Origin of the sequence: Paracoccus ravus (genome assembly GCF_004522175.1) — a bacterium.
Taxonomy (GTDB): domain Bacteria; phylum Pseudomonadota; class Alphaproteobacteria; order Rhodobacterales; family Rhodobacteraceae; genus Paracoccus; species Paracoccus ravus.
Genome location: NZ_SDEB01000029.1, coordinates 21,323 through 41,585, shown reverse-complemented (window position 1 = coordinate 41,585; position 20,263 = coordinate 21,323). Strand labels below are relative to the sequence as shown.

Genomic DNA, 20,263 nt, shown 5'->3' with positions numbered 1-20,263 from the left:
CGGTACGGTCCTGGACGAGTTTGTCCGGGTGAAGATGCGCGAGACCTTCTACGAAACCGTCGATGCGTTGCAGGCCGATCTCGATGCGTGGCTCGTCCATTACAACACCGAAAGGCCCCATCTCGGCTACCGCAACATGGGGCGCAGACCGATCGAAACCGTCATGAAATTCGTTAGCCAAGAAGGTTAAGTGGACACTCGAAGTTTTGGACGGCAAGAAGCGAGCGTCAGCACGGAAGGACTTCAACGAGGACTTCCCCTTGCGTGGTCATGTTGCATGCGCGGACTGTGGCAATCCCTATACTGCTGCTTGGTCGACAGGCTGCCGCAAGCGCTATGCTTACTATCGCTGCCAGACGGGCGGCTGCCCTTCAAAGGGTAAGTCCATTTCGCGAGCAGCGGTGGAAAATGGCTTCGATGGTGTCCTGAAGTCTCTACAGCCCGCCAAGCCGCTCTTCGAGGTTGCCAAGGCGATGCTGTGCGATGCCTGGGAGATGCGTCTTGCCGAAGCTCGGTCCGCCAAGGACGAGATGATGCGTCAGCTTGCCGAGGTCGAGAAGCAAGTCGAGCAAATGCTTGATCGCATTGTCGAGGCCAGCGCGCCGTCGGTCGTGAAGAAGTACGAAGAGCGGATCGAGAAGCTGGATCGCCAGAAGATACTGCTGCAGGACAAATCTGCCAAGCTGGTGCCACCGAAGGGACGGCTGGAGGAACTTATTGAACTCACCTTCATGTTCCTGTCAAAGCCTTGGTATCTCTACGAAAAAGGCACCTTCGCGATGAAGCAAACAGTGCTCAGATTGGCTTTCACAGAGCCTTTGAGGTACTGCCGGAATGGAGGTTATGGAAATATCGAAACTTCGTTTCCCTTCAATGTCTTAGGTGGCCTTTCGGGTAGCGATTCTGGTCATTTTGGTGAGATGGTGCTGCGAGAGAGGATTGAATTCTTTCCTATATAAGTAAAATCAGTTAGTTGCAGGCTCCTCCGGCACCAAATTTGGGCGCAATTCTGGCACCGACTATTCGTCTCATGTGACCGCCAAATGACGATGTTGGAACCCCTTCGATTCGTTCGTCCGACGAAGGTCAGTGTAGACGTAGCGACAAAGTTGCTGTTCAACTTTCCACAGTGTATACTGATGAGCATACATGGAGGCCGCGATGATCGAGACCAAAATCCGCAAGGTCGGGAATTCGGCCGTGATGACCCTTACCACCGAGATGCTGACGCTGCTCGACGCCAAAGAAGGCGATACCCTCTATGTCGTGCGCACCGATGACGGCGGCTTGAAGGTTATGGTTGAGGACCCGACCCTCAAGGCAGCGCTGGCCGCGGCCGAGATCGTGATGGACGAGAACCGGGACCTGCTGCAGGCCCTCGCGTGACAGACTGGATTTGGGTGCCCCTTGGCGCGCTGACAGTTATACATGACCGCCAAATCTCACGGCATGGCGGCGCATCGGGGATGCGCGATCCGGCACTTCTTGAGATGGGCTGTGCGCGTGCGATGAACCTGGCGGCCTATGGCTCGCCGGACGCGTTTGATATCGCGGCCGCATACGCTTTCGGAATCAGTAAGGCGCATGCCTTCGTTGACGGCAACAAGCGCACGGCCTTTGTTGCCGCCTTTACCTTCCTGCGGCTGAACGGGCTGAACCTCCGACCGGAGCCTCGAAAGGGCGTTCAGATGATGGAGGATCTCGCCTCGAGCGTGGTGACCGAGACGAGCTTCGCCAGTTGGCTGCGCGCGCTTCCAGTCCAACAGTGAGTTCAGCGGGGAACGCCTGAGCATTCCCCGCTACACGCCTCATCCAGCGTCGACCAGTTCGCGCAGCGCCCGCACACGAGACAGCGAGGGCTTCGGATCCCGTCCGCCAGAAATGACGCGGATGAGTTCGATCCAAGCCCTCTCGTTTTCGCTCAGTTGGTCCCAGGGTCCCACCGGCCCCTTGGGGACTACGAAAAGACCATCGCTCATTTTCCGAAGATTCCCCGCAACGCGCTGCGCGAACGCGAAGTCAGCCGGGGATCGGTATTGTCCGATGCGTCGCGGATCTCGTCGAGCCATGCGCGCTCGTTCTCGGTCGCGGGCGTTCCGAAGATTTCCACGATCGCCTTTGCTGCCGTCTCACCAATGGCCTGATCAAGAGCCAGACGCATGAGATATGCCGGATCGACTTCAAGCGCTTTCGCCAATGAGGGCACCCGATCGAACGGAATCTTGCTCTTTCCCGTTTTCAAGTAGCTGATCATGTTCACGTTTGAGAAACCCGCCGCGGCTGCGATCTCGGCCTGCGTCTTGCGGTGTGCAAGGTCACGCACGCGGTCAGCGACAAGCTTTGCAGCGGGACTGCTTGAATGGGGTGCCGTCATCTCGATCTCTTTCAGGTTGCTTACAGATCGACCGTAGCGACCGCTGAGACGCGCGTCGGGTGGGGACTTCAGAGAATACCGAAGTCCTAGAAAATGCTCGGTTGCGTGATGGGGTGCGGCCAGTGTCCGATATGCGGGGCTGCCTGAAACCTCCGGGTTAGTGACCGGTGAGTTAAGCGAAGCCGCGGTTGTCGCCGAGGGTGCCCCATCGGATAGTCAAAGAGGCGGGGCGACTATGACGCGGACTAAGCTGCCGTTTGCAGATGCGGTAGAGCAAGACGCAACATCTCCGCCAAACTGTTCTGCTGGGTGGGGAGCGGCCTGTCGGCAGTGCGGCATCGTAAACGGAGAACGCCTGCTGTGGCAGCGCAATGGCCGGGATTGCATGCGCATTGCGAGCGAAGAGAAATGTGCTAAACCTTAGTCATGGTTCGACGAGGGTCACTCATGACTCGAGCGGCATTACGATTGTTCAACTATCCCTTTGGCTATTTCATCGTGGCGCTGGCCGTGGCGAGCGGCTTGGGAACGCTCGCGGGAGTCTCGGATCCGATCATACGAGCCGAATCGCTCAGCTGGGCGCTCGGCGCGGTTCTTCTGGCATGTATCGCGGTTTTGGGACAGAGAGAAGAGCTCGCTCGGACGATGCAGCGGAAGGTCGCGCCGCGCTACGGTCCGCTCGCCATCATGGGCATGGTCATGGCAGGCGCGCTTCTGGCGCTCGCGCCGTTCGGGTTCGAGGCTCCTCTCGGGGAAGCGGATACCGTCCCACTCGCATACGTAACCTTCGCCGCGAATCTGCTTGCCCAGCTCTGCTTTGCGCTGCTCGCGCTTCTCGCATACCGCCAGGCGGTGGTATGGATCGCCGCCGGCTTGCGCTGGCTCCTCGGCCACTTCGCGTTTAGCTCCGGGCTTGCCAGCAGCTGCACCCCTTGGGCGGTCGCGTTCTTTCCGTGGCTTATCGTAGTTGCGATGACGCTCGCGGACTACCTTCTCGCGGCAGATAGAGCTGTTTGGACAGCAATTTTCGCACCTGCCTTGCTCGGCGCCAGCTACCTGCAGGATATTTCGCTTCGAACGGTCCTCTCCCACCTTAGCCTGCTTGGCTTCCTCACTCTCGTAATAAGCGGAGAAGCCGGCATGGGCGTCGCCATCGCTGAGACGGTCGGAGGATGGAGTCCGATCGTTTTCCACGGCGAGCCACGCGCGAACGCGATGTTCGTCTTTGCGATCGTCGGGGTGGCTATGACCCTCGCGCTCGCGCTGAAGCGCCCGCTCGTCTCGAAACCCAGCGAAGGCGTGGCCCCGGCGTCGCTATCGATCTATCCGGACTCGCGAACCTACGTCGGCGAGGACGGCTACCTCGACCGCATGAGCCGGCTGATCCTCCAGTCCGACGGCGGCGTGATCGGAGTGACCGGGCTGCGCGGGGCCGGCAAGTCGGCGCTGCTCGGCGCGGTGATGGACCGGTTCCGGCGCGAGCGCTGCGTGGTTTGGACCGTCGCCCCGGTCTCCTACCAGAGCGACGACAAGCTCTCGTTCCTGATGTCGATCAGCCGCGCCCTCTGCCAGAAGGCGATCGACGACGCGGGCAGCGTGCTCTACGGCCACCGCAGCGAGACCCAACGTGCGATCGAGGAGTTCATCCGCAGCATCCGCTGGCCGCTGGCGATCGGCTGCCTGCTGATCGCAGCTGTCTACCTGCTCGGCGGCCAGTTCGCCGGCGGTGCCCCGCTCCTCGGGCCGCCGCTGAGCATTCCCGACCGGGTGCAGCTTCGAGGCGAGCAGCTTCCCGTTTTTGGCCATTCGGTAAGGCAGCTCAAAGCTGAGACCTTAAGACAGGAAATCTTTGACAGTGAAGTTAACAGCGGCGCAAGTGAAACCATCGCTGAGTTGAGGGCCGCAAATGCCGCCACTGCCGTCTCGACCCTCGTCCCGGCCTTCGAGCAAGCGCGGGCCGCGGAGGTCGCTCGTCTGGCATCGCTTCTGGCGCAGATCGACGGCGCGCTCCCGCAGGAGAAAGCTGTTGTCGGCGACCGTCACGCGATCACCCCGATCCCGGGCGAGGCGGGGTTCGACCTCGTGGCCGGCCGCATCGACGGCTTCGACCAGTCGGTGCTCGTGGACCGCGACGCCTGGCTGCGGAGCGACACCCAACTGCGAATCGCCGATACCGCCAGTGTTCGTTTTAACGATAGCGGGCTCTTGCGCGTGTTCGGTCTGAATCCGCTGGAGCTTCACGACCCGGCAACGTCCGAGGTGCAGAAGGCCTTCGCGTTTCTCCAGGAGGAATTCGAACGGCGGATAGTCGGAAATCGTGGTTCGATATTGAATGGTCCTAGCCCCTACGGCTCAGACATCAGCGCAGAGTTCGAGACGCGCATCGGCGCGCTCGCTGTCCTCCGGGGCGACCCGCGGCTAGCGCCGCATCTCGAGGGCGTGAGCGCGGACTTGCGGAGGATCCTGCGCATTGACCCCGGCAACGCCACGTCGCAGGGCCTGATCTCGCCTGACTGGGCGAGCCTCTCACTGATCGCCGCCTTCTACGACAATGTCGCCGTTCTCAAGGACTCGGCAGCAGCGCCTACGGAGAGGCAGGCGGCGTTCGAAGCCTTGTTCCTGGAGCCCGATCGGCTGCGGGAGCTGCGGGCCGTCCTGGCGCGCTACGTCGGCATCCTGGAGGGGCGCACACTCGGTCCGGCGGCGGCCGACTCCACCGTAGCGGCTTCGGGTGTCTTCTCGCTGCAGAACATAACCGCGCGCGCGGGGGCGCTGCCGGGCGTGCCCTACGCCTGGGTCCTCGGGGCCCTGCTCGTGCTCTGCCTGCTTCCCGAGATATTGCGCGCAATCAATTTCGTTGCCCGCGGCCTCCTGAACTTCCGCCTGCTGGTGCTGATGCGCGCCTGCACCGAGTTCATGGAGCTCCTGAACTATTCGGAAGGCCGGGAGGCGAGCGCCGGCTTCGGCTTCCGCGGCCTGACACTGGCCGGCAAGCGCACGCTGGCGGCGCGCAACCTCACGCTGCAGAGCCTGACAGATCACTATCAGGGCTTCGTGTCGCTGTTGCTGACCTTTTACAACGGCAAGCTGATCGTCATCATCGACGAGCTCGACAAGATGTCAGATCCGCTGCACGTCAAGAGCGTGCTCCTAGAGCTGAAGGGGGCGCTATTCCAGCGCGGCTGCTACTACGTGATCTCGATCTCCGAAGATGCCGCTGCCGCCTTCCGCAACCGTATGGCCGAAGGGCGCGACATATTCGAGAGCACCTTCGAGGACGTGCTCGGCATCGAGCGCATGTCCTCCGGCGCCGCGCAGGCAATGGTGCATCGCCGACTGGCAGACGATCAGGGGAGTGCGGTCCGAATCGACGATGCGGCGATCGGAATTCTCAGGGTCTTCGCTGGCGCCATCCCGCGCGAGATCGTGCGTCACCTGCGCGAGACCGTCCTCGCCGCCGCCGACGGCAGATCAGTCGTGCCGCAGATGATCGGGCTCGACATCTTCCGCTCCGAGCTGCTGCAATGGCGGGACTCGCTTAAGGGCGCCCCGCTGCCGGGGACCGACCTGATCCGCCTCATCGAGATCACGCAGGAGATCGAGACTATGCTTCCCGCTTCCGGCGCCCCATGGCCCGATCTGTCGTCCGGGTCCGCCTCGATCGGGGCAAGGCTCGCCGAGTGCCTGGCCATCCTCGACCCGAAGCAGTCGTTCATGCAGGAGGTCTACGACTTCCACGCGATGGAAACGCAAAGCGCCGAGAATCAGGAGCGCTACCGGAAGCTCACCGAGATCCAGTCCTGCCTGCGGCTGATGACCATGAACGAGCTGATGCGCCACGTCTGGCGCACCGGCGGCCTTGACGCCCAGCCGTCCGAAGCCGCCGTGACCTGCCTGCGGGCGATCATGATCCAGCCGTCCGTCGCCGCGTGGCTCCTCCAGGAGCTGGCAGTGCGGGTTCTTTGCCTGGACTATCCCGAAGGCTCGGCGGCGCCAGAGGCAAGCCCTACGCCCTCCCCCTTAGTCGTTGCAGGCGGCCGATCGGCAAACAAGGGGACAGAGCCATGAAGTCGCGCTATGGGCTCTGATGCGGCGAGGAGCCATGACGCATCGGCAGGCGGTCGGAGCGCGAGGACCTTGGGCTCGGCGACAATGAGCTAGTGCCCGGCAGGGCTGCGCGGTGAGCCGCGGAACGAGGCTAGATGATCCTGCTGGTGCTGGCCTCTGGTTACCTGAGAACCGATACCAGGCGGGGCAGTGACTGCACACCGACTTTGACTGTCGCCAGTTAGGTTCTGATGCTGGCGCGAATCTAGCTGCGGGAATGACCGAACGGAAACTTGTCGCAATGCTGCTGAGCAGCAGATTGTAGGGTCGATCGTCTGCTAAGGCTCATTGCGTCAAAGTTTGGTCGCCGGGGCGGGAGATCGCCGCTCATCCATTGAATGAGCGACCAGCTTTACGTCGGTTAACATTTTCGGCTCCACCGGGCCGAAAATGTTAAGTTCGCGGACCAAAATGTTAAGTTCCTAGGGCAGAATGTTAAAAATCAGCGCCCAAATGTTAAGCCCGAGGGCCGCAAACTTAACATTTCCGAGCCGGACGTAAAGCAACGCCTATTGAAAACATTGACGAAATCAGGCTGGCTTAACATTAAATTGACAAAAATCGAGCCCAAAACGGCTTTTCCTCGAGAGACGGAGCGCGAGACGGAAACGAAATCGGCACGAAACCAATCGAACGCCTAGAGAGACGGCAACACAGAAGCCACGCGCAAGGACGACCGGAACAGCGGCTTCTTCATCTCAAAGAGCCACAAGGCACCGCTACCGGAAGCAGTCTCATGCCGGTCCGTCTCTCGTCATAGTATATAGATCAAGGCATAATGATAAGAAGGCAGCGAATGTCGCTTCCACCAAGGCCCGCAGAACTCGCGCGGCTGACATCGTCAATCGGATCGCAGACGTTCTAATGGAAGACCCGGCATATCGCGACCTGTCGCATCGGTCGTTCGCGGACCTTCTCAACCGTCGCGGCCTGCTCACCGGCTGGGAGCGCCCTTGGACAGAGGTTGGGGTCCGGCGTCATCGCTATGAGGCTGAGAAGCTTATCCACGCGCGGGCGGAGTTCGACCGCGAGGACGTTCCAGGCCATGATGACGTGGATAATGATCCGGTGGCGGAATTGGGGAAGCTGAGCACGGACGCTCCGGTCTCGAAATGCGCCGAAGGAGAGGATCTCTCGGATGAAGAACGTGAACTGAGGAAATTGCCTCACTACGGCATCGTCTAGGTGAGCCATGTTCATTGGCCCTGCTGCAATGCACGGCCTCTTTCTGGTGGATTTCCGTAGAAACTCTACGCAGCATGTGCCGTCTTCGGCTTCGTCGCCATCTCCTTGAGGCATCGGGGAACGGCAGCAGAGCGGGATGCGTCGCTGCGGTATGGCGTTTTCTGGCTATGATGTTGCGCCGTTGGTGAGCAGCCAAGGTTCGAGGGTGGCGAGAAGATCCGGTTGAAGCCGTGTTCCGCGTTGCAAGGCCATCCCCAGAGACGCGTCGAGCGCATCGAAGCCCAGCTCGCGCATCACTTCGCCCATCTTCATCCCGCGGCGGTGCATGATGTCCATGATCGCGGTCGCGGCCAAGGGCGTCAGCTTCCGGTCGACGTGGATGGGAGAGATCCCGACGGACGCCCCAACTGTTACCGACAAGGCCGCAGCACCCGCAGCAGAAGCACCGCACCCGATAAAGACCTTGAACGCGTCCTGCTCAGCCTGCGTCGCCTTTTTCCACGCGGCTTGGAGCGCCTTCAATCCGTCTTTCGGCTTGCGCAGTCCCGCCGCGACGAACGCCTCCGACGCGTTCTTGAACTTGCCCTTCTGATAGTCGGCGAACACGTCCGGACGCTCGAGTTTCATGCGTTCCAGGTAATAGTCATTGTCTCGGTTTTGTTTTTGCTTTGTCATTCGAAGCCCGTCTTGGAGCGCGCCGCGTAGAAATTCTACAAGGGGACGCGTTAAACACGCGCGTGTCATAGCGGTATTGACCGCGATTTCCCACGGCTCGAACGTGATCGAATGCTGAGGCACCGTAGCTAGGACGCCGGTCCCGCCCGACAAAGTCGCATCTCAGCAGTCATAATGAGAGGTGAATAATCAGGAGATCGCTATGGTCAAGCTCGTCCGCGACATCGAACGGATCAAATTTGAACGGCGCAAAGTGCTGCTCGCCTTCCTTCGCAATGTCGGGGTCATATTTCTGGTTATGGCGACGCTGGGCATCTACCGACAGGATTGGGCAAGTCTGACAATAGGGTGTGTGGTCGGGGCATGCCTGCTCGGTGGGGCGCGTTACCTTCGCTGGCGTTGGCGCGACATCCTGTCGTGGAAACCTCCCAAGCGGTAGATTGTCGAACAGCAAGTTCGCCCCTATGGTCGCGGCAATGACTTTTCCACGGTGACCATTATGACCTCCTCGCTTGACGACCTCCTCGCCAGCTACCGGGCTGCGGCGATCACCGAGCGAGAGAAGGGCACCTATTATGAGCGGCTCTGCGCGGCTTACCTCACGCATGATCCGGTGCAGGCCGAGCAATATGAGCAGGTCTGGACTTGGGCCGACTGGGCCGCTGAGAACGCTTGGGGCGGCAAGGATGTCGGCATCGACCTCGTGGCCAAGGTGCGCGGCCACGAGGGCTTCGCAGCGATCCAGTGCAAGTTCTACGCAACCGAGGACAAGATCGCGAAGGCCGACATCGACTCCTTCATCTCGGCCTCCAATAAAGCGCCCTTCGTGCGGCGCGTGGTGATGGACTCGACCGAGGCGGCATGGTCGGAGAATGCCGAGACCATGCTGATCGGTCAAATCATCCCGGTCCTGCGGATCGGCCTCACCGACATGCGCGCCTCGCCTATCCAATGGGGACTGTTCGCGGCAAAGCAGGAGGTGGTGCTCGAGCCCAAGAAAGAGCTACGCCCCCATCAGACCGACGCCCTGACAGCCGTGCGCGCCGGGCTGGCTGAGCATGGCCGTGGCAAGATCATCATGGCCTGCGGCACTGGCAAGACCTTCACTGCGCTGAAGATTGCCGAGGATCTGGTCGGGGCCGACGGCAAAGTCCTGTTCCTGATCCCGTCTCTCGCACTGATGGCCCAGACGGTGCGGGAATGGACGAAAGACACCTCGACGCCGCTGCGGTCTTTCGCGGTCTGCTCGGATAACCCATTCGACCTGCTCCGCCGCGTCATCGCCGTCAGCTTAGAAACGATGAAGATCGTCCGTGCCCTGCCGCCACTGGAGATTTAAGTCGAGAGGAAGGTGATGAGCGACCACGCGATGCCTGAAGCTTGCAGACTATGCCATACGACGAGTTTCTGCTTGTTCGGAGGGTGCTAATAGAAGCTATCATCGAGAAGGGGATTGAGAAACTCGCGGAGAACAAGCGATGAATTTAAGACAGTTTGAGTCGGACCTCGCCGAGATAATTGGTCGGCCAAGCCGTGCGAGGCCGTTTGTATGCTCAGGCTCTCCGTTGGAGTGTGAGGTCTTTCTGGTAGGCTATAATCCTGCCACCGATATTGGCGCCGACTTCTGGTCGTTCTGGACGGACCGGGGCTATGACAAGAAGGCGTGGCAGCTTGCCTACGAACGTCATCGGGCCTCTCGGCCCCTAAAGCCAGGAAGAACGCGTCGACAGACGGTCAGTGCTACCAGGCGGATGATCCAGCGCGTTGTAGATGCTTCAGGGTTGCCGGTCCTAGAAACGAACATCTTTTCCACGGCGTCTGATGATGTCGCTTCGTCACATGATGACAATCTGAGGCCATTTCAGTTTCTTCTGCGCACGATCCAGCCGAGATTGATAGTGGCGCATGGCGACGATGCTCAAGGAGCACTGCGAAGCATCGACCACACCGGCGAAGTGTGGACCGAGCGACATTTCTCGCGAGGATTCTCTTACGAGAGAGCAGATGAACTCGGACAGAAGATTCGCTCATTTATCAAAGCAAAGACAAGCTAGCGCGACGGGCAGTAGCCGCGCAGAGGGGTCTGCCAGATTTAACTGCCGACGTTGTTCGACGGCGCGACTTCCGCGGTCAACAACTGCTGAGGCGGAAGCATCGCCGCCGTTCATTCCCTGAGAGATAACATGCCGATACCTGATTACGAGACGTTGATGCTGCCGGTCCTTCGCCTATTCGGAGAGGGCGCGCGAAACGTCGCAGAATGCGTGCCATGCCTGAAGGCCGAATTCGAGGTTACCGATGAGGAGGCAGTCGAACTGCTCCCAAGCGGTCGTGTTACCGTGCTGCAGAGCCGAGCGCACTGGGCGCGAACATACCTGTCGAAGGCGGGGCTGCTAGAGAGCCCTAGACGCAACCAGCATGTGCTCACGCAAAAAGGGCGCGAGGTTCTAGCGTCCGCACCCGACCGGATCGACAACAAGTTTCTCGATAGCTTCGACGGCTTCCGCGATTGGCGGGTTCGAGCATCTGGAGAAGCTCCACCCTCAGGTGGGCAAATTGCTCCACAGCGCGATATCCAGGCCATCACAAGCGCGCTTCCCTTGGAAAGGGAGACCCCCGAGGATGCCATGGCGTCGGCGCACAAGCTCATCAACGCGGCCCTGCGAGACGATCTGCTCGCGCTCCTCCAAGCGATGGACCCGATCCGGTTCGAACGCCTTATCCTCGATCTGCTGGCCGCTATGGGCTATGGCGGGGGCGATCTCGACAACGGTCGCATGACGCGCGCAACCGGGGACGGCGGGATCGACGGTGTAATCGACGAGGACGCGCTCGGCCTCGACGCCGTCTATATCCAAGCCAAGCGCTATGATCCGAGCTACAAGGTTGGCCGACCCGATCTACAGCGCTTTGTTGGCTCGCTGACGGGTGAAGGAGCGAGCAAGGGCGTGTTCGTCACGACGTCGGATTTCTCGCGAGATGCCTCGACCTATGTGGATCGGGTCCAGCACCGAATCCGGCTGATTAACGGACAGAAGTTGGCGGCGCTGATGATCCAGTATGGTGTCGGCGTTCGCGCACGAAGCAGCTACACGATCCACTCTGTTGACGAGGATTACTTCGCCGAAAGCTGATCTTTCCGGTCAGAAACGCCGGCAGCGTGGTGGATTTGATAGCCTGGTAGGGCGTCAATGAGGCGGGCCTTCGCAACAATGCTCACGTCACCATAGTCATCGGATGCAGAGCGACCCGCGTGCCCTTGTATGGCGTCCGCTATGCGATCCGACTGCCCAAGCTCACGAGCCTGCGTCTTGAAGCGGTGTCGCCAGCCGTGAGAAGGTTGCACCCCTTCCGGAACCAGGTCGCTATTCTGAAGCCATTGCGAGACGCGACCGGCTGTAGCTCGCGCTGCCTTCAGGTAGCCCGAAGATGTCTTGCCCGCATGAAACAACGGACCGTTCTTGGCGGATCTTGCAAAGTCGATGAATCCGAGTTCGACGACTTGTCGGTGGATAGGGACATCGCGGTATCCGCCCGCCTTGACGCTGCCGGCATCGGGCGAGACGCGTAGCACCCAGCGACACTGCTCTTCCCTTATGTCCTCGGTTCGAAGCTGTGCCATCTCGGTCACTCGCGCGCCGGTAAACGCACAGAGGAGGGGCAGCCATTGTTTCGCGGCCGAAATGTGCGCGCTCTCACGGTTGCTCGGATTGGCGCTTTTTGCCGGTCGATATTGCAATGAGGCGACCAGAACCGCTGTCGCCTCAGTCGTCGTGTAGCCGCGCTCACGGCTATGCTGTTTTTTCCCGATCGGCTGACGAACGGTCTCGGCCTCGTTTGTTGACAGTCGGTCGTTTTCGAAAGCCCATCGGAATATTGCACGAACGCTGGCGAGATACTTGTCAGCTATGGTCTTCGGCGATTTTCCCTCGACCGCCAGCTTGTCGCGCCAGTCGAGGAGATTCCGTTTGGTGATCCTGCGTGCATCCGCGTGACCGACGAACTTTACAAGATGCAGGATCGCTGTCTCCCAAGCAACAGCACCGTCTTTGTGCTTCCCGACAGCCTGACGCGCAGCGATGTAGTCCTTAAACAGCTCTTTGATGGGTAGGGGTGCGACCGTGGCACCAGTTGGCAGGTCCGCGGGCTGCTTCACAAGCGGGTCTGAGGGCTGACCACCATAGAGCCCTTGGTCGCGCTCCAGAGACCGCTCGATTGCCTCAATCTCGGCGCGCATCAAGTTCTTGCCAAGAATGGTTCGCTCCGACGAGCCTCGTGCCGCAGTCAGCGCGTTACGCGTGAGGAAATCATCAATCTCATGCTCAACTAAAGCCGTTTCGCCATCAACGAGCATTTGACGAAGTGCCTTCAGCTTGATTTCGCGCGCTTCGTGATCAAAGCGTTGGGCTTCGCGCACGGCGAGCGCTTCTAGCGTTGCATCCAATCTGGCAAGGGGATTGGACAAATCCACTCCCTCCGCCGTGAATCGCGGATCGTCGAGAATAGCGTTTGCTCGGGTCCGCACCTCATCTTCGATCGCAGACTTGGAAGGTTGCCGAGCGCGTTTTTCATCGTCCTCAGCCAGAACGGCACTATATCTGCTCCAGACCGCACGGCCAAAGTCGTGCGTAGTCAGCGGACTGCGCATGTCACCGAGCCGGGCGCCTGTCTCTTCGCGCCCGAACGCTGCAATTCGTTGCTGCAAAGTCGCGACCGCCTGCGGCAGAGCCTTCATCGCGGCACGGCGATCACCTCCGAGGGACATTGTCAGCTCGTTTTTCCGACCAAGCCCTGAAAAGCGAGAGGCACCGCCAGCCTGGCGTAGAATCGACCGTTCTTGACCTTCAGATTCCGAACCTGACCCGTCATCAGTTCACCCCATTCTGGCACAGTGTCCGGCACCATGAATGGCACATCATCCAGTAAATCAAGGAACTATTTTACATCAATGGGATGATCTGGTGCTGCGAGAGAGGATTGAACTCTCGACCTCTCCCTTACCAAGGGAGTGCTCTACCACTGAGCTACCGCAGCGCCGTTGGAGGGGCGTTTAGACCGGCTGTGCGGGGGGTGCAAGAGGGGAATTGCGAAAAAATAACATTTCCTCGTCATGCCCGTGACAGCGCCCTGCTGGACGCAAGCGCGCGCAGGCGTTAACAGAAGCCCATGACCAAGGGACCCAGCAAACCGGATGCCGCCAATGGCCGCGAGGCCAGACTGAAAGCCGCGTTGCGGGCCAATCTGGCGCGCCGCAAGGCGCAGGGCCGGGCGCGCGCCGCGCAAGAGGATTCTCCCGAACACGAGCAGCGTGGGCAAGCCAGTGGGCCGGAAGGCCACGCGCCCGAGAATGAGGAATAGATGGATCAGATCATCGTAAGGGGCAACGGGCCGCTCAAGGGCGAGATCCCGATCGCCGGGGCCAAGAATGCGTGCCTCACGCTCATGCCGGCGACGCTGCTGACCGACCAGCCGCTGACCCTGACCAATGCGCCGCGCCTGTCGGACATCCGCACGATGACCGAGCTCTTGCGCTCGCTCGGTGCCGAGGTCGCGAGCCTGCAGGAGGGCCAGGTGCTGGCGCTCTCCAGCCATGACCTGAACAACCACACCGCCGATTACGACATCGTACGCAAGATGCGGGCCTCGATCCTCGTGCTCGGGCCGATGCTGGCGCGCGACGGCCATGCCATCGTCTCGCTGCCGGGCGGCTGCGCCATCGGCGCGCGGCCGGTGGACCTGCATCTGCGCGCGCTCGAAGCCATGGGCGCGGATCTCGACCTGCGCGACGGCTATGTCCATGCCAAGGCCCCGGCGGGCGGCCTCAAGGGCGCAGTCGTCGATTTCCCGATCGTCTCGGTCGGCGCGACGGAAAACGCGCTGATGGCGGCGACGCTGGCGCGCGGCACGACCGTGATCAAGAACGCGGCGCGCGAGCCGGAAATCGTCGACCTCGCGCAATGCCTGCGCCGCATGGGCGCGCATATCGAGGGCGAGGGCACTTCGACCATCACCATCGAGGGCGTGCAGGCGCTGCACGGCGCGACCCATCCCGTCGTGACCGACCGGATCGAGCTTGGCACCTATATGCTCGCCCCGGCGATCTGCGGCGGCGAGGTCGAGTGCCTTGGCGGGCGGATCGATCTGGTCGCGGCCTTCTGCGAGAAGCTCGACGAGGCCGGGGTGTCGGTCACCGAGACGGATCGCGGCCTGAAGGTTTCGCGCAAGAACGGCCCGGTGCAGGCGGTCAATGTCGTGACCGAGCCCTTCCCCGGCTTCCCGACCGATCTTCAGGCCCAGATGATGGCCTTGCTCTGCACCGCCGAAGGCAGCTCGGTGCTGGAAGAGAAAATCTTCGAGAACCGCTTCATGCATGCCCCGGAACTGATCCGGATGGGCGCGCGGATCGAGGTCCATGGCGGTCATGCCACCGTCCATGGCGTCAAGAAACTGCGCGGCGCGCCGGTCATGGCGACCGATCTGCGTGCCTCGGTCAGCCTGATCCTTGCCGGCCTCGCGGCCGAGGGCGAGACCATCGTCAGCCGCGTCTATCACCTTGATCGCGGCTATGAGAAAGTCGTGCGCAAGCTGCGCGGCGTCGGCGCGGATATCGAGCGAATCAAGGGGCCTCAGATCGATGAGTGATGCACGTTTCACGGATGCCGATCCGGCACCACTGGCGCTGGCCGCCGCGGATATGGATGATCTGACGGTAATCTCGGCCTTGGTGCAGGATTCCATCCTGCCCGTCACCGAGATTTCCTATGACATGCGCCACCGCCAATTGGCGCTGCTCATCAACCGCTTCCGTTGGGAGGATGCCGAAGGCGCACGCGCTGCCGAGCGCCCTTATGAGCGGGTGCGGGCGGTGCTGCTGATCTCGGATGTGCGGCGCGTCCAGAGCGACGGCATCGACCGGGCCGATCTGGATCTGATCCTTGAACTTCTGGCGCTGAAATGGGTGCCGGGCGAGGATGGCGCGGGCCGCCTGCTGCTGGAATTCGCGGGCGACGGGACCCTTGCAGTCGAGGCCGAATGCCTGAATGTCGAATTGCGCGACGTGACGCGGCCCTATATCGCCCCCTCGCGCCGCCAGCCCGAACATCCCGCCGATTGACCGGCGGGCCCGTGCATCTGCCTGAAATCTGCGCGGGCCAAGTGACGACAATCCCGGACCCGAACCTGTCCGCGAAGACGGCTTGAGCCGCTTCCGGGCAGGCTCTAACAAGGTCCCATTATCCGCGAGCGTGGCCATGCCGATCCATCTGACGACGTCCCAACCCGATTTCGAGCAGCGTTTCACCGAAGTCCTGTCGATGAAGCGCGAGGATGCGGTGGATGTGAATGACGCGGTCATGGCCATCATCGCCGATGTCCGCGAACGCGGGAACGAGGCGCTTTGCGACCTGACCGGGCGCTTCGACCGGCTGGCGCTGACCCCTGAGACGCTGGCCTTCTCCAAGGCCGAGATCGCCGCCGAGGTGGAAAAAGTCTCGCCCGAGGATCGCGCGGCGCTGACCATGGCGGCGGAGCGCATCCGCGCCTATCACGCCCGCCAGATGCCCGAAGACATGCAATGGACCGATCCCGAGGGCGCGACGCTCGGCTGGCGCTGGACGCCGGTCTCGGCGGCGGGGCTCTACGTGCCGGGGGGGCAGGCGAGCTATCCCTCCTCGGTGCTGATGAATGCCATTCCGGCGCGCGTCGCCGGGGTCGAGCGTCTGGTCATCTGCGTGCCGACGCCGGATGGCGTGGTCAATCCGCTGGTCCTGCTGGCCGCCGAACTGGCCGGGGTCGATGAAATCTATCGCATCGGCGGCGCGCAGGCGATCGCGGCCATGGCTTACGGCACCGAAACCATCCGCCCGGTCGACAAGATCACCGGACCGGGCAATGCCTATGTCGCGGCGGCCAAGCGCCATGTCTTTGGCCGCGTCGGGATCGACATGATCGCTGGCCCCTCCGAGGTGTTGATCATCGCCGATGGTGCGCAGAACCCGGAATGGCTGGCGCTGGACCTGCTCGCGCAGGCCGAGCATGATGCCGACGCCCAGTCGATCCTGATCACCCCCGATGCCGCGCTGGCCGCGGCGGTGGTGGCCGAGGTCGAGCGCCTGCTGCCCACGCTGCCGCGCGCCGCCGTGGCCGGGGCGAGCTGGCGCGATTACGGCACGGTGATCGTGACGCGAGATCTCGATGAAGCAGCGGCGCTCTCGGACCGCATCGCGCCCGAGCATCTGGAGCTTTGCGTCGACGATCCCGAGGCGCTGGCCCAAAGGACCCGCCATGCCGGGGCAATCTTCCTTGGCGGCTGGACCCCCGAGGCGGTCGGCGACTATGTCAGCGGCCCGAACCATGTCTTGCCGACGGCGCGTTCGGCGCGATTCTCGTCGGGCCTGTCGGTCGCGGATTTCCTGAAGCGCACGACGATCGCCCGGCTCTCGCCCGAGGCTCTGGGTGCGATCGGCCCCTCGGCGGTACGGCTCGCGGCCTCGGAAGGGCTGTCGGCGCATGGTGAATCGGTGGCGGCGCGCCTGCGCATGTTGAACCTGGCCGGGCAATGACGACGGGCCGGATCTGCCGCATCGAGATCGATGACAGCGCCCAGCCGCCGCCGTCGCCGGAAATGGAGCAGGACCGCCGCGTGGCGGTCTTTGACCTGCTCGAGGACAACAGCTTCACCCTGCCGGGACGAGACGGCATCGCCCCGCCGCTTGGCCCCTATGCGCTGGTTCTGGCGGTGCGCGACCGCCGACTGGTCTTTGACATCGCGACCGAAGCGGGCGAGCGCGTGGCCGAGTTCCATCTGGCGCTCGGCCCGTTTCGTCAGACCGTCAAGGATTACTTCCAGATCTGCGCAAGCTATTTCGACGCGGTCAAGCGCCTGCCGCCCGCTCAGATCGAGGCCATCGACATGGCCCGCCGGGGCATCCACAATGAAGGCGCGCGCACACTTCAAGAGCGGCTGCAAGGCAAGGCCGTGATTGATATCGACACCTCGCGCAGGCTCTTCACCCTGATTTGCGCCCTCATTCCGGAGTGACACTTGGCCGGGCCGATCCCCCATTCGGTGCTGTTCTGCTGCGATCACAACGCCATCCGGTCTCCGATGGCCGAGGGAATGATGAAGGCCTTTTACGGCCGCGCCGCCTATGTACAGTCGGCAGGCGTCAAGAACGATATGGAAGTGGACGGTTTCGCCATCGCCGTCTGCAAGGAGATCGGCGTCGAGATCTCCAAGCACCGCTCGCGTTCCTTCGATGAAATGCGCGAATGGGGCGACGATCTGGGCAGTTTCGATCTGGTCGTGGCGCTGTCCCCCGCGAGCCAGCGGCAGGCGCTGGAACTGACCCGGATCGCGCATCTCGAGGTCGAGTACTGGCCGATCATGGATCCGACCGGGCTGGCGGAGGGGCGCGAGGCGCGGCTGGCGCTTTATCGTCAGATTCGCGACCAGATCCGCGACCGGCTGCTTGACCGGTTCGGCCCGCCGACCGAGCCGGCGATGATGTCGATGCAGCGCTAACCAAATCTTAGGCTCTCTGGCTTATGTCCTGTCCCAGCCGGAGGGAGTTCTAGCATGTCGGACATCATCTCGTTTCATGAGGGCTTTGACGCCGCCCTGCAGGTGCTGCGGACCCATCGCGCGATACTCGTTCTGGATCAGGTGGGGTGCATTGTCGCGATCAACCGGTCCTATCTGCGCCTGACCGGCTTCGAGCGGCAGGACCTCATCGGCCGACCGGTCTGGCTGCTTCTCGATCATGCCGAGCGTTGTGCGGGACGGCTGGGCGACTTGCTGGACCTGCCGCCATGTGGCGCGGCGCATCTGCCCGAACTCGCCCATGTCACGAAATCCGGACGCCGGTTTCGGGTCGATGCGCGGGTTATCCCGCTGGATGACGGCACCGGCCAGGCCCGGCTGCGCATGGTGCTGGCCAAGCCGGAGGACAGCGGCGGGATCGTCGAATTGGCGCATGTCCAGAACCCGGGACGCCGCGTTCCCGTTCCTTCCCCTGTCCGGGCAGATGTGACCGCGACCTCGGGCCGAGGTGCATGCCATCTGCGGCTGGTCACGCATTGATGCGCGGGGGCATTTAGACCACCACCGCAGCACCTTGGGTCGCCGGGCCGACATGGGCGCGGAAGGCGGCGAATAATTCGCGCCCCATGCCCTCGGCCGAGGGGCGCGGATCGAAAGATGCCGGCGCGCGACTCGTCAGGTCGGGTTCGAGGCATTCGAGCGTGCCTGCGACGGCATCAAGACGCAGCCTGTCGCCGTCGCGCAGCAGGGCCAGCGCCCCGCCATCTGCCGCCTCGGGCGACACATGGATGGCCGCAGGCACCTTGCCCGAGGCACCGGACATGCGTCCATCCGTGACCAGTGCGACCCGCAGTCCGCGATCCTGCAGAACGGCCAGCGTCGGGGTCAGCGAATGCAGTTCAGGCATCCCATTCGCGCGGGGGCCTTGGAAACGGACCACAACGATCGTGTCCTCGGTGAATTCGCCGCGCTTGAAGGCGGCCTTGACCTCATCCTGATCGGAAAAGACCCGGGCAGGGGCCTCGATCACATGACGCTCGGGGGCGACTGCCGAGACCTTGATCACGCCCCGGCCCAGATTGCCCGACAGCTGCTTCAGCCCGCCGGTCGGAGCAAAGGGATCGCTGGCCGGGCGCAGGATCTTGTCATTGAGCGAGGTGCTTGCGCCCTCGACCCAATGGATCTGGCCCGCGCGCAATTGCGGCTCTTGTGCGTAAAGATCGAGGCCGCCGCCCGCGATTGTCTTGACATCGGCATGGAGCAGCCCGGCATCGAGAAGCCGCCCGATCATGAAGCCTAGGCCCCCTGCTGCGTGGAAATGGTTCACATCGGCCAGGCCGTTCGGATAGACCCGCGCCATCAGCGGCACGTTTTCCGACAGATCATGGAAATCCTGCAAATCCAGCAATACCCCTGCGGCGCGCGCCATGGCGGGCAGGTGCAGGATCAGGTTGGTCGAGCCCCCCGTCGCCATCAGCCCGACGATCCCGTTGACGAAGGCCCGCTCGTCCAGAACCTCTCCGGCGGGCAGGTAATCGTTGCCCAGCCGCGTGATCCCCGCCGCGCGCGTGACTGCAGCTTGCGTCAGCGCTTCGCGCAGGGGGGTGTTAGGATTGACGAAACTCGATCCCGGTAGATGCAGGCCCATGAATTCCATCAGCATCTGGTTCGAATTCGCCGTGCCGTAGAAGGTGCAGGTGCCGGGGCTGTGATAGCTCGCCATCTCGGCGGCCATCAGCGCCTCGCGCCCGACCTCGCCGGTGGCGAATTGCTGGCGGACGCGGGATTTCTCGTCGTTGGGCAGGCCCGAGGGCATCGGTCCTGCCGGGACGAAAACCGCAGGGATGTGGCCAAAAGTCGCGGCGGCGATGATGAGGCCGGGCACGATCTTGTCGCAGACGCCGAGATAGAGCGCCGCGTCGAACGTGTCATGGGACAGCGCGACTCCCGTGGCCAAGGCAATCACGTCGCGGGAGAACAGCGAAAGCTCCATCCCGGCGCGGCCCTGCGTCACGCCATCGCACATGGCGGGCACGCCGCCCGCGACCTGCGCGGTGGCGCCTGCGGCATGGGCGGCGCGGCGGATCAGCTCGGGATAACGTTCGTAAGGCTGATGCGCCGAGAGCATGTCATTGTAAGCGGTGACGATTCCGATATTCGGCTTGCGGGTCTCGGCGAAGTCCTGCTTGTCGGGCATGGCCGCATAGGCATGGGCCTGGTTGCCGCAGGACAGATGCGCGCGGCGCGGGCCGTCCTCGGCGGCGCGGGCGATCTTGGCCAGATAGGCGGCGCGGCTTTCCACCGAGCGTTCACGGATGCGGTCGGTTACGCGCTCAAGGGTGGCGTGCAGGGTCATGGCTGGCGTCCTCCTGATCGGAGAT

Annotated in this window: 21 protein-coding genes and 1 tRNA gene; 17 read left to right on the top strand and 5 right to left on the bottom strand. The window is 62.4% G+C overall.

The annotated features are described in order from the left end of the window. From ESZ60_RS17600 to ESZ60_RS17585, 4 genes are all read left to right on the top strand, one after another. The coding region (locus ESZ60_RS17600; protein WP_167620214.1) for an integrase core domain-containing protein at positions 1-190 on the top strand (190 nt) is incomplete at its 5' end. A 16-nt stretch (positions 191-206) separates the two neighbouring features. Further along, positions 207-959 (top strand): recombinase zinc ribbon domain-containing protein, encoded by a 753-nt coding sequence (locus ESZ60_RS17595; protein ID WP_134682029.1) that lies wholly within the window; start codon positions 207-209, stop codon positions 957-959. A 190-nt stretch (positions 960-1,149) separates the two neighbouring features. Beyond that, entirely contained in the window at positions 1,150-1,386 is a 237-nt protein-coding gene (locus tag ESZ60_RS17590; protein WP_245155756.1) for an AbrB/MazE/SpoVT family DNA-binding domain-containing protein, read from the top strand. Then, on the top strand, positions 1,383-1,769 hold the full coding sequence (locus tag ESZ60_RS17585; protein ID WP_134682028.1) for a type II toxin-antitoxin system death-on-curing family toxin: 387 nt from the start codon (positions 1,383-1,385) through the stop codon (positions 1,767-1,769). Before ESZ60_RS17590 ends, ESZ60_RS17585 begins: the two co-directional genes overlap by 4 nt. A gap of 206 nt (positions 1,770-1,975) precedes the next feature. Here the strand turns inward: ESZ60_RS17585 and ESZ60_RS17580 are convergent, their stop codons facing one another. Continuing rightward, on the bottom strand, positions 1,976-2,374 hold the full coding sequence (locus tag ESZ60_RS17580) for a helix-turn-helix domain-containing protein (protein ID WP_134682027.1): 399 nt from the start codon (positions 2,372-2,374) through the stop codon (positions 1,976-1,978). A 468-nt stretch (positions 2,375-2,842) separates the two neighbouring features. Here ESZ60_RS17580 and ESZ60_RS17575 point away from each other — a divergent pair, with 468 nt between their 5' ends. Together ESZ60_RS17575 and ESZ60_RS17570 are read left to right on the top strand one after the other, a co-directional pair. Further along, a complete protein-coding gene (locus ESZ60_RS17575) occupies positions 2,843-6,442 on the top strand; it encodes a hypothetical protein (RefSeq protein WP_134682026.1) in 3,600 nt (1,199 codons plus the stop codon). 903 nt (positions 6,443-7,345) lie between these two features. Then, positions 7,346-7,666 (top strand): hypothetical protein, encoded by a 321-nt coding sequence (locus ESZ60_RS17570; protein WP_134682025.1) that lies wholly within the window; start codon positions 7,346-7,348, stop codon positions 7,664-7,666. Between the two features lie 165 nt (positions 7,667-7,831). On the opposite strand, the gene ESZ60_RS17565 is transcribed toward ESZ60_RS17570, so the two are convergent. Further along, positions 7,832-8,341 carry a hypothetical protein gene (locus ESZ60_RS17565; RefSeq protein WP_134682024.1) on the bottom strand — a complete coding sequence of 170 codons (510 nt, stop codon included), beginning with the start codon at positions 8,339-8,341 and terminating at the stop codon, positions 7,832-7,834. A gap of 202 nt (positions 8,342-8,543) precedes the next feature. Here ESZ60_RS17565 and ESZ60_RS17560 point away from each other — a divergent pair, with 202 nt between their 5' ends. From ESZ60_RS17560 to ESZ60_RS17550, 4 genes are all read left to right on the top strand, one after another. Next, positions 8,544-8,780 carry a hypothetical protein gene (locus ESZ60_RS17560; RefSeq protein ID WP_134682023.1) on the top strand — a complete coding sequence of 79 codons (237 nt, stop codon included), beginning with the start codon at positions 8,544-8,546 and terminating at the stop codon, positions 8,778-8,780. Positions 8,781-8,840: 60 nt separating this feature from the next. Beyond that, entirely contained in the window at positions 8,841-9,680 is an 840-nt protein-coding gene (locus ESZ60_RS17555) for a restriction endonuclease (RefSeq protein WP_134682022.1), read from the top strand. Positions 9,681-9,906: 226 nt separating this feature from the next. After that, positions 9,907-10,395 carry a hypothetical protein gene (locus ESZ60_RS20875; RefSeq protein ID WP_167620213.1) on the top strand — a complete coding sequence of 163 codons (489 nt, stop codon included), beginning with the start codon at positions 9,907-9,909 and terminating at the stop codon, positions 10,393-10,395. 129 nt (positions 10,396-10,524) lie between these two features. Next, positions 10,525-11,475: a restriction endonuclease gene (locus tag ESZ60_RS17550; RefSeq protein WP_134682021.1), complete on the top strand. Its 951-nt coding sequence runs from the start codon at positions 10,525-10,527 to the stop codon at positions 11,473-11,475. Here ESZ60_RS17550 and ESZ60_RS17545 read toward each other — a convergent pair. Together ESZ60_RS17545 and ESZ60_RS17540 are read right to left on the bottom strand one after the other, a co-directional pair. Then, the gene (locus ESZ60_RS17545) at positions 11,457-13,106 is read right to left on the bottom strand and encodes a site-specific integrase (protein ID WP_134682020.1); all 1,650 of its coding nucleotides are present in this window, start codon (positions 13,104-13,106) and stop codon (positions 11,457-11,459) included. The genes ESZ60_RS17550 and ESZ60_RS17545 overlap by 19 nt on opposite strands. Before the next feature lie 194 nt (positions 13,107-13,300). Then, a tRNA-Thr gene (locus ESZ60_RS17540) sits at positions 13,301-13,375 on the bottom strand. A gap of 132 nt (positions 13,376-13,507) precedes the next feature. Between ESZ60_RS17540 and ESZ60_RS17535 the strand changes: the two genes are divergently transcribed. From ESZ60_RS17535 to ESZ60_RS17505, 7 genes are all read left to right on the top strand, one after another. Beyond that, positions 13,508-13,699, top strand: a complete 192-nt coding sequence (locus ESZ60_RS17535; RefSeq protein ID WP_134682019.1) for a hypothetical protein — start codon at positions 13,508-13,510, stop codon at positions 13,697-13,699. Further along, the gene (gene murA / locus ESZ60_RS17530; protein WP_134682018.1) at positions 13,700-14,983 is read left to right on the top strand and encodes a UDP-N-acetylglucosamine 1-carboxyvinyltransferase; all 1,284 of its coding nucleotides are present in this window, start codon (positions 13,700-13,702) and stop codon (positions 14,981-14,983) included. It begins immediately after the preceding gene. Then, positions 14,976-15,455 carry a DUF2948 family protein gene (locus ESZ60_RS17525; RefSeq protein WP_134682017.1) on the top strand — a complete coding sequence of 160 codons (480 nt, stop codon included), beginning with the start codon at positions 14,976-14,978 and terminating at the stop codon, positions 15,453-15,455. Before murA ends, ESZ60_RS17525 begins: the two co-directional genes overlap by 8 nt. Before the next feature lie 136 nt (positions 15,456-15,591). Then, positions 15,592-16,902 carry a histidinol dehydrogenase gene (gene hisD, locus ESZ60_RS17520; protein WP_134682016.1) on the top strand — a complete coding sequence of 437 codons (1,311 nt, stop codon included), beginning with the start codon at positions 15,592-15,594 and terminating at the stop codon, positions 16,900-16,902. Further along, positions 16,899-17,381, top strand: a complete 483-nt coding sequence (locus tag ESZ60_RS17515; protein WP_134682015.1) for a UPF0262 family protein — start codon at positions 16,899-16,901, stop codon at positions 17,379-17,381. Before hisD ends, ESZ60_RS17515 begins: the two co-directional genes overlap by 4 nt. Before the next feature lie 3 nt (positions 17,382-17,384). Beyond that, positions 17,385-17,864 (top strand): arsenate-mycothiol transferase ArsC, encoded by a 480-nt coding sequence (locus ESZ60_RS17510; RefSeq protein WP_134682014.1) that lies wholly within the window; start codon positions 17,385-17,387, stop codon positions 17,862-17,864. A gap of 54 nt (positions 17,865-17,918) precedes the next feature. Next, positions 17,919-18,422 (top strand): PAS domain-containing protein, encoded by a 504-nt coding sequence (locus ESZ60_RS17505; protein ID WP_134682013.1) that lies wholly within the window; start codon positions 17,919-17,921, stop codon positions 18,420-18,422. Positions 18,423-18,435: 13 nt separating this feature from the next. Here ESZ60_RS17505 and edd read toward each other — a convergent pair whose 3' ends face one another. After that, positions 18,436-20,238, bottom strand: a complete 1,803-nt coding sequence (gene edd, locus ESZ60_RS17500; RefSeq protein WP_134682012.1) for a phosphogluconate dehydratase — start codon at positions 20,236-20,238, stop codon at positions 18,436-18,438. Between the last annotated feature and the right edge of the window lie 25 nt (positions 20,239-20,263).

Coding starts and splice junctions, on each gene's coding strand:
- ESZ60_RS17590 (WP_245155756.1), top strand. CDS start 1,150: ATGGAGGCCGCGATGATCGAGACCAAAATCCGCAAGGTCGGGAATTCG.
- ESZ60_RS17580 (WP_134682027.1), bottom strand. CDS start 2,374: ATGACGGCACCCCATTCAAGCAGTCCCGCTGCAAAGCTTGTCGCTGAC.
- ESZ60_RS17570 (WP_134682025.1), top strand. CDS start 7,346: ATGGAAGACCCGGCATATCGCGACCTGTCGCATCGGTCGTTCGCGGAC.
- ESZ60_RS17565 (WP_134682024.1), bottom strand. CDS start 8,341: ATGACAAAGCAAAAACAAAACCGAGACAATGACTATTACCTGGAACGC.
- ESZ60_RS17560 (WP_134682023.1), top strand. CDS start 8,544: ATGGTCAAGCTCGTCCGCGACATCGAACGGATCAAATTTGAACGGCGC.
- ESZ60_RS17555 (WP_134682022.1), top strand. CDS start 8,841: ATGACCTCCTCGCTTGACGACCTCCTCGCCAGCTACCGGGCTGCGGCG.
- ESZ60_RS17550 (WP_134682021.1), top strand. CDS start 10,525: ATGCCGATACCTGATTACGAGACGTTGATGCTGCCGGTCCTTCGCCTA.
- ESZ60_RS17545 (WP_134682020.1), bottom strand. CDS start 13,106: ATGTCCCTCGGAGGTGATCGCCGTGCCGCGATGAAGGCTCTGCCGCAG.
- ESZ60_RS17535 (WP_134682019.1), top strand. CDS start 13,508: ATGACCAAGGGACCCAGCAAACCGGATGCCGCCAATGGCCGCGAGGCC.
- murA (WP_134682018.1), top strand. CDS start 13,700: ATGGATCAGATCATCGTAAGGGGCAACGGGCCGCTCAAGGGCGAGATC.
- ESZ60_RS17525 (WP_134682017.1), top strand. CDS start 14,976: ATGAGTGATGCACGTTTCACGGATGCCGATCCGGCACCACTGGCGCTG.
- hisD (WP_134682016.1), top strand. CDS start 15,592: ATGCCGATCCATCTGACGACGTCCCAACCCGATTTCGAGCAGCGTTTC.
- ESZ60_RS17515 (WP_134682015.1), top strand. CDS start 16,899: ATGACGACGGGCCGGATCTGCCGCATCGAGATCGATGACAGCGCCCAG.
- ESZ60_RS17505 (WP_134682013.1), top strand. CDS start 17,919: ATGTCGGACATCATCTCGTTTCATGAGGGCTTTGACGCCGCCCTGCAG.
- edd (WP_134682012.1), bottom strand. CDS start 20,238: ATGACCCTGCACGCCACCCTTGAGCGCGTAACCGACCGCATCCGTGAA.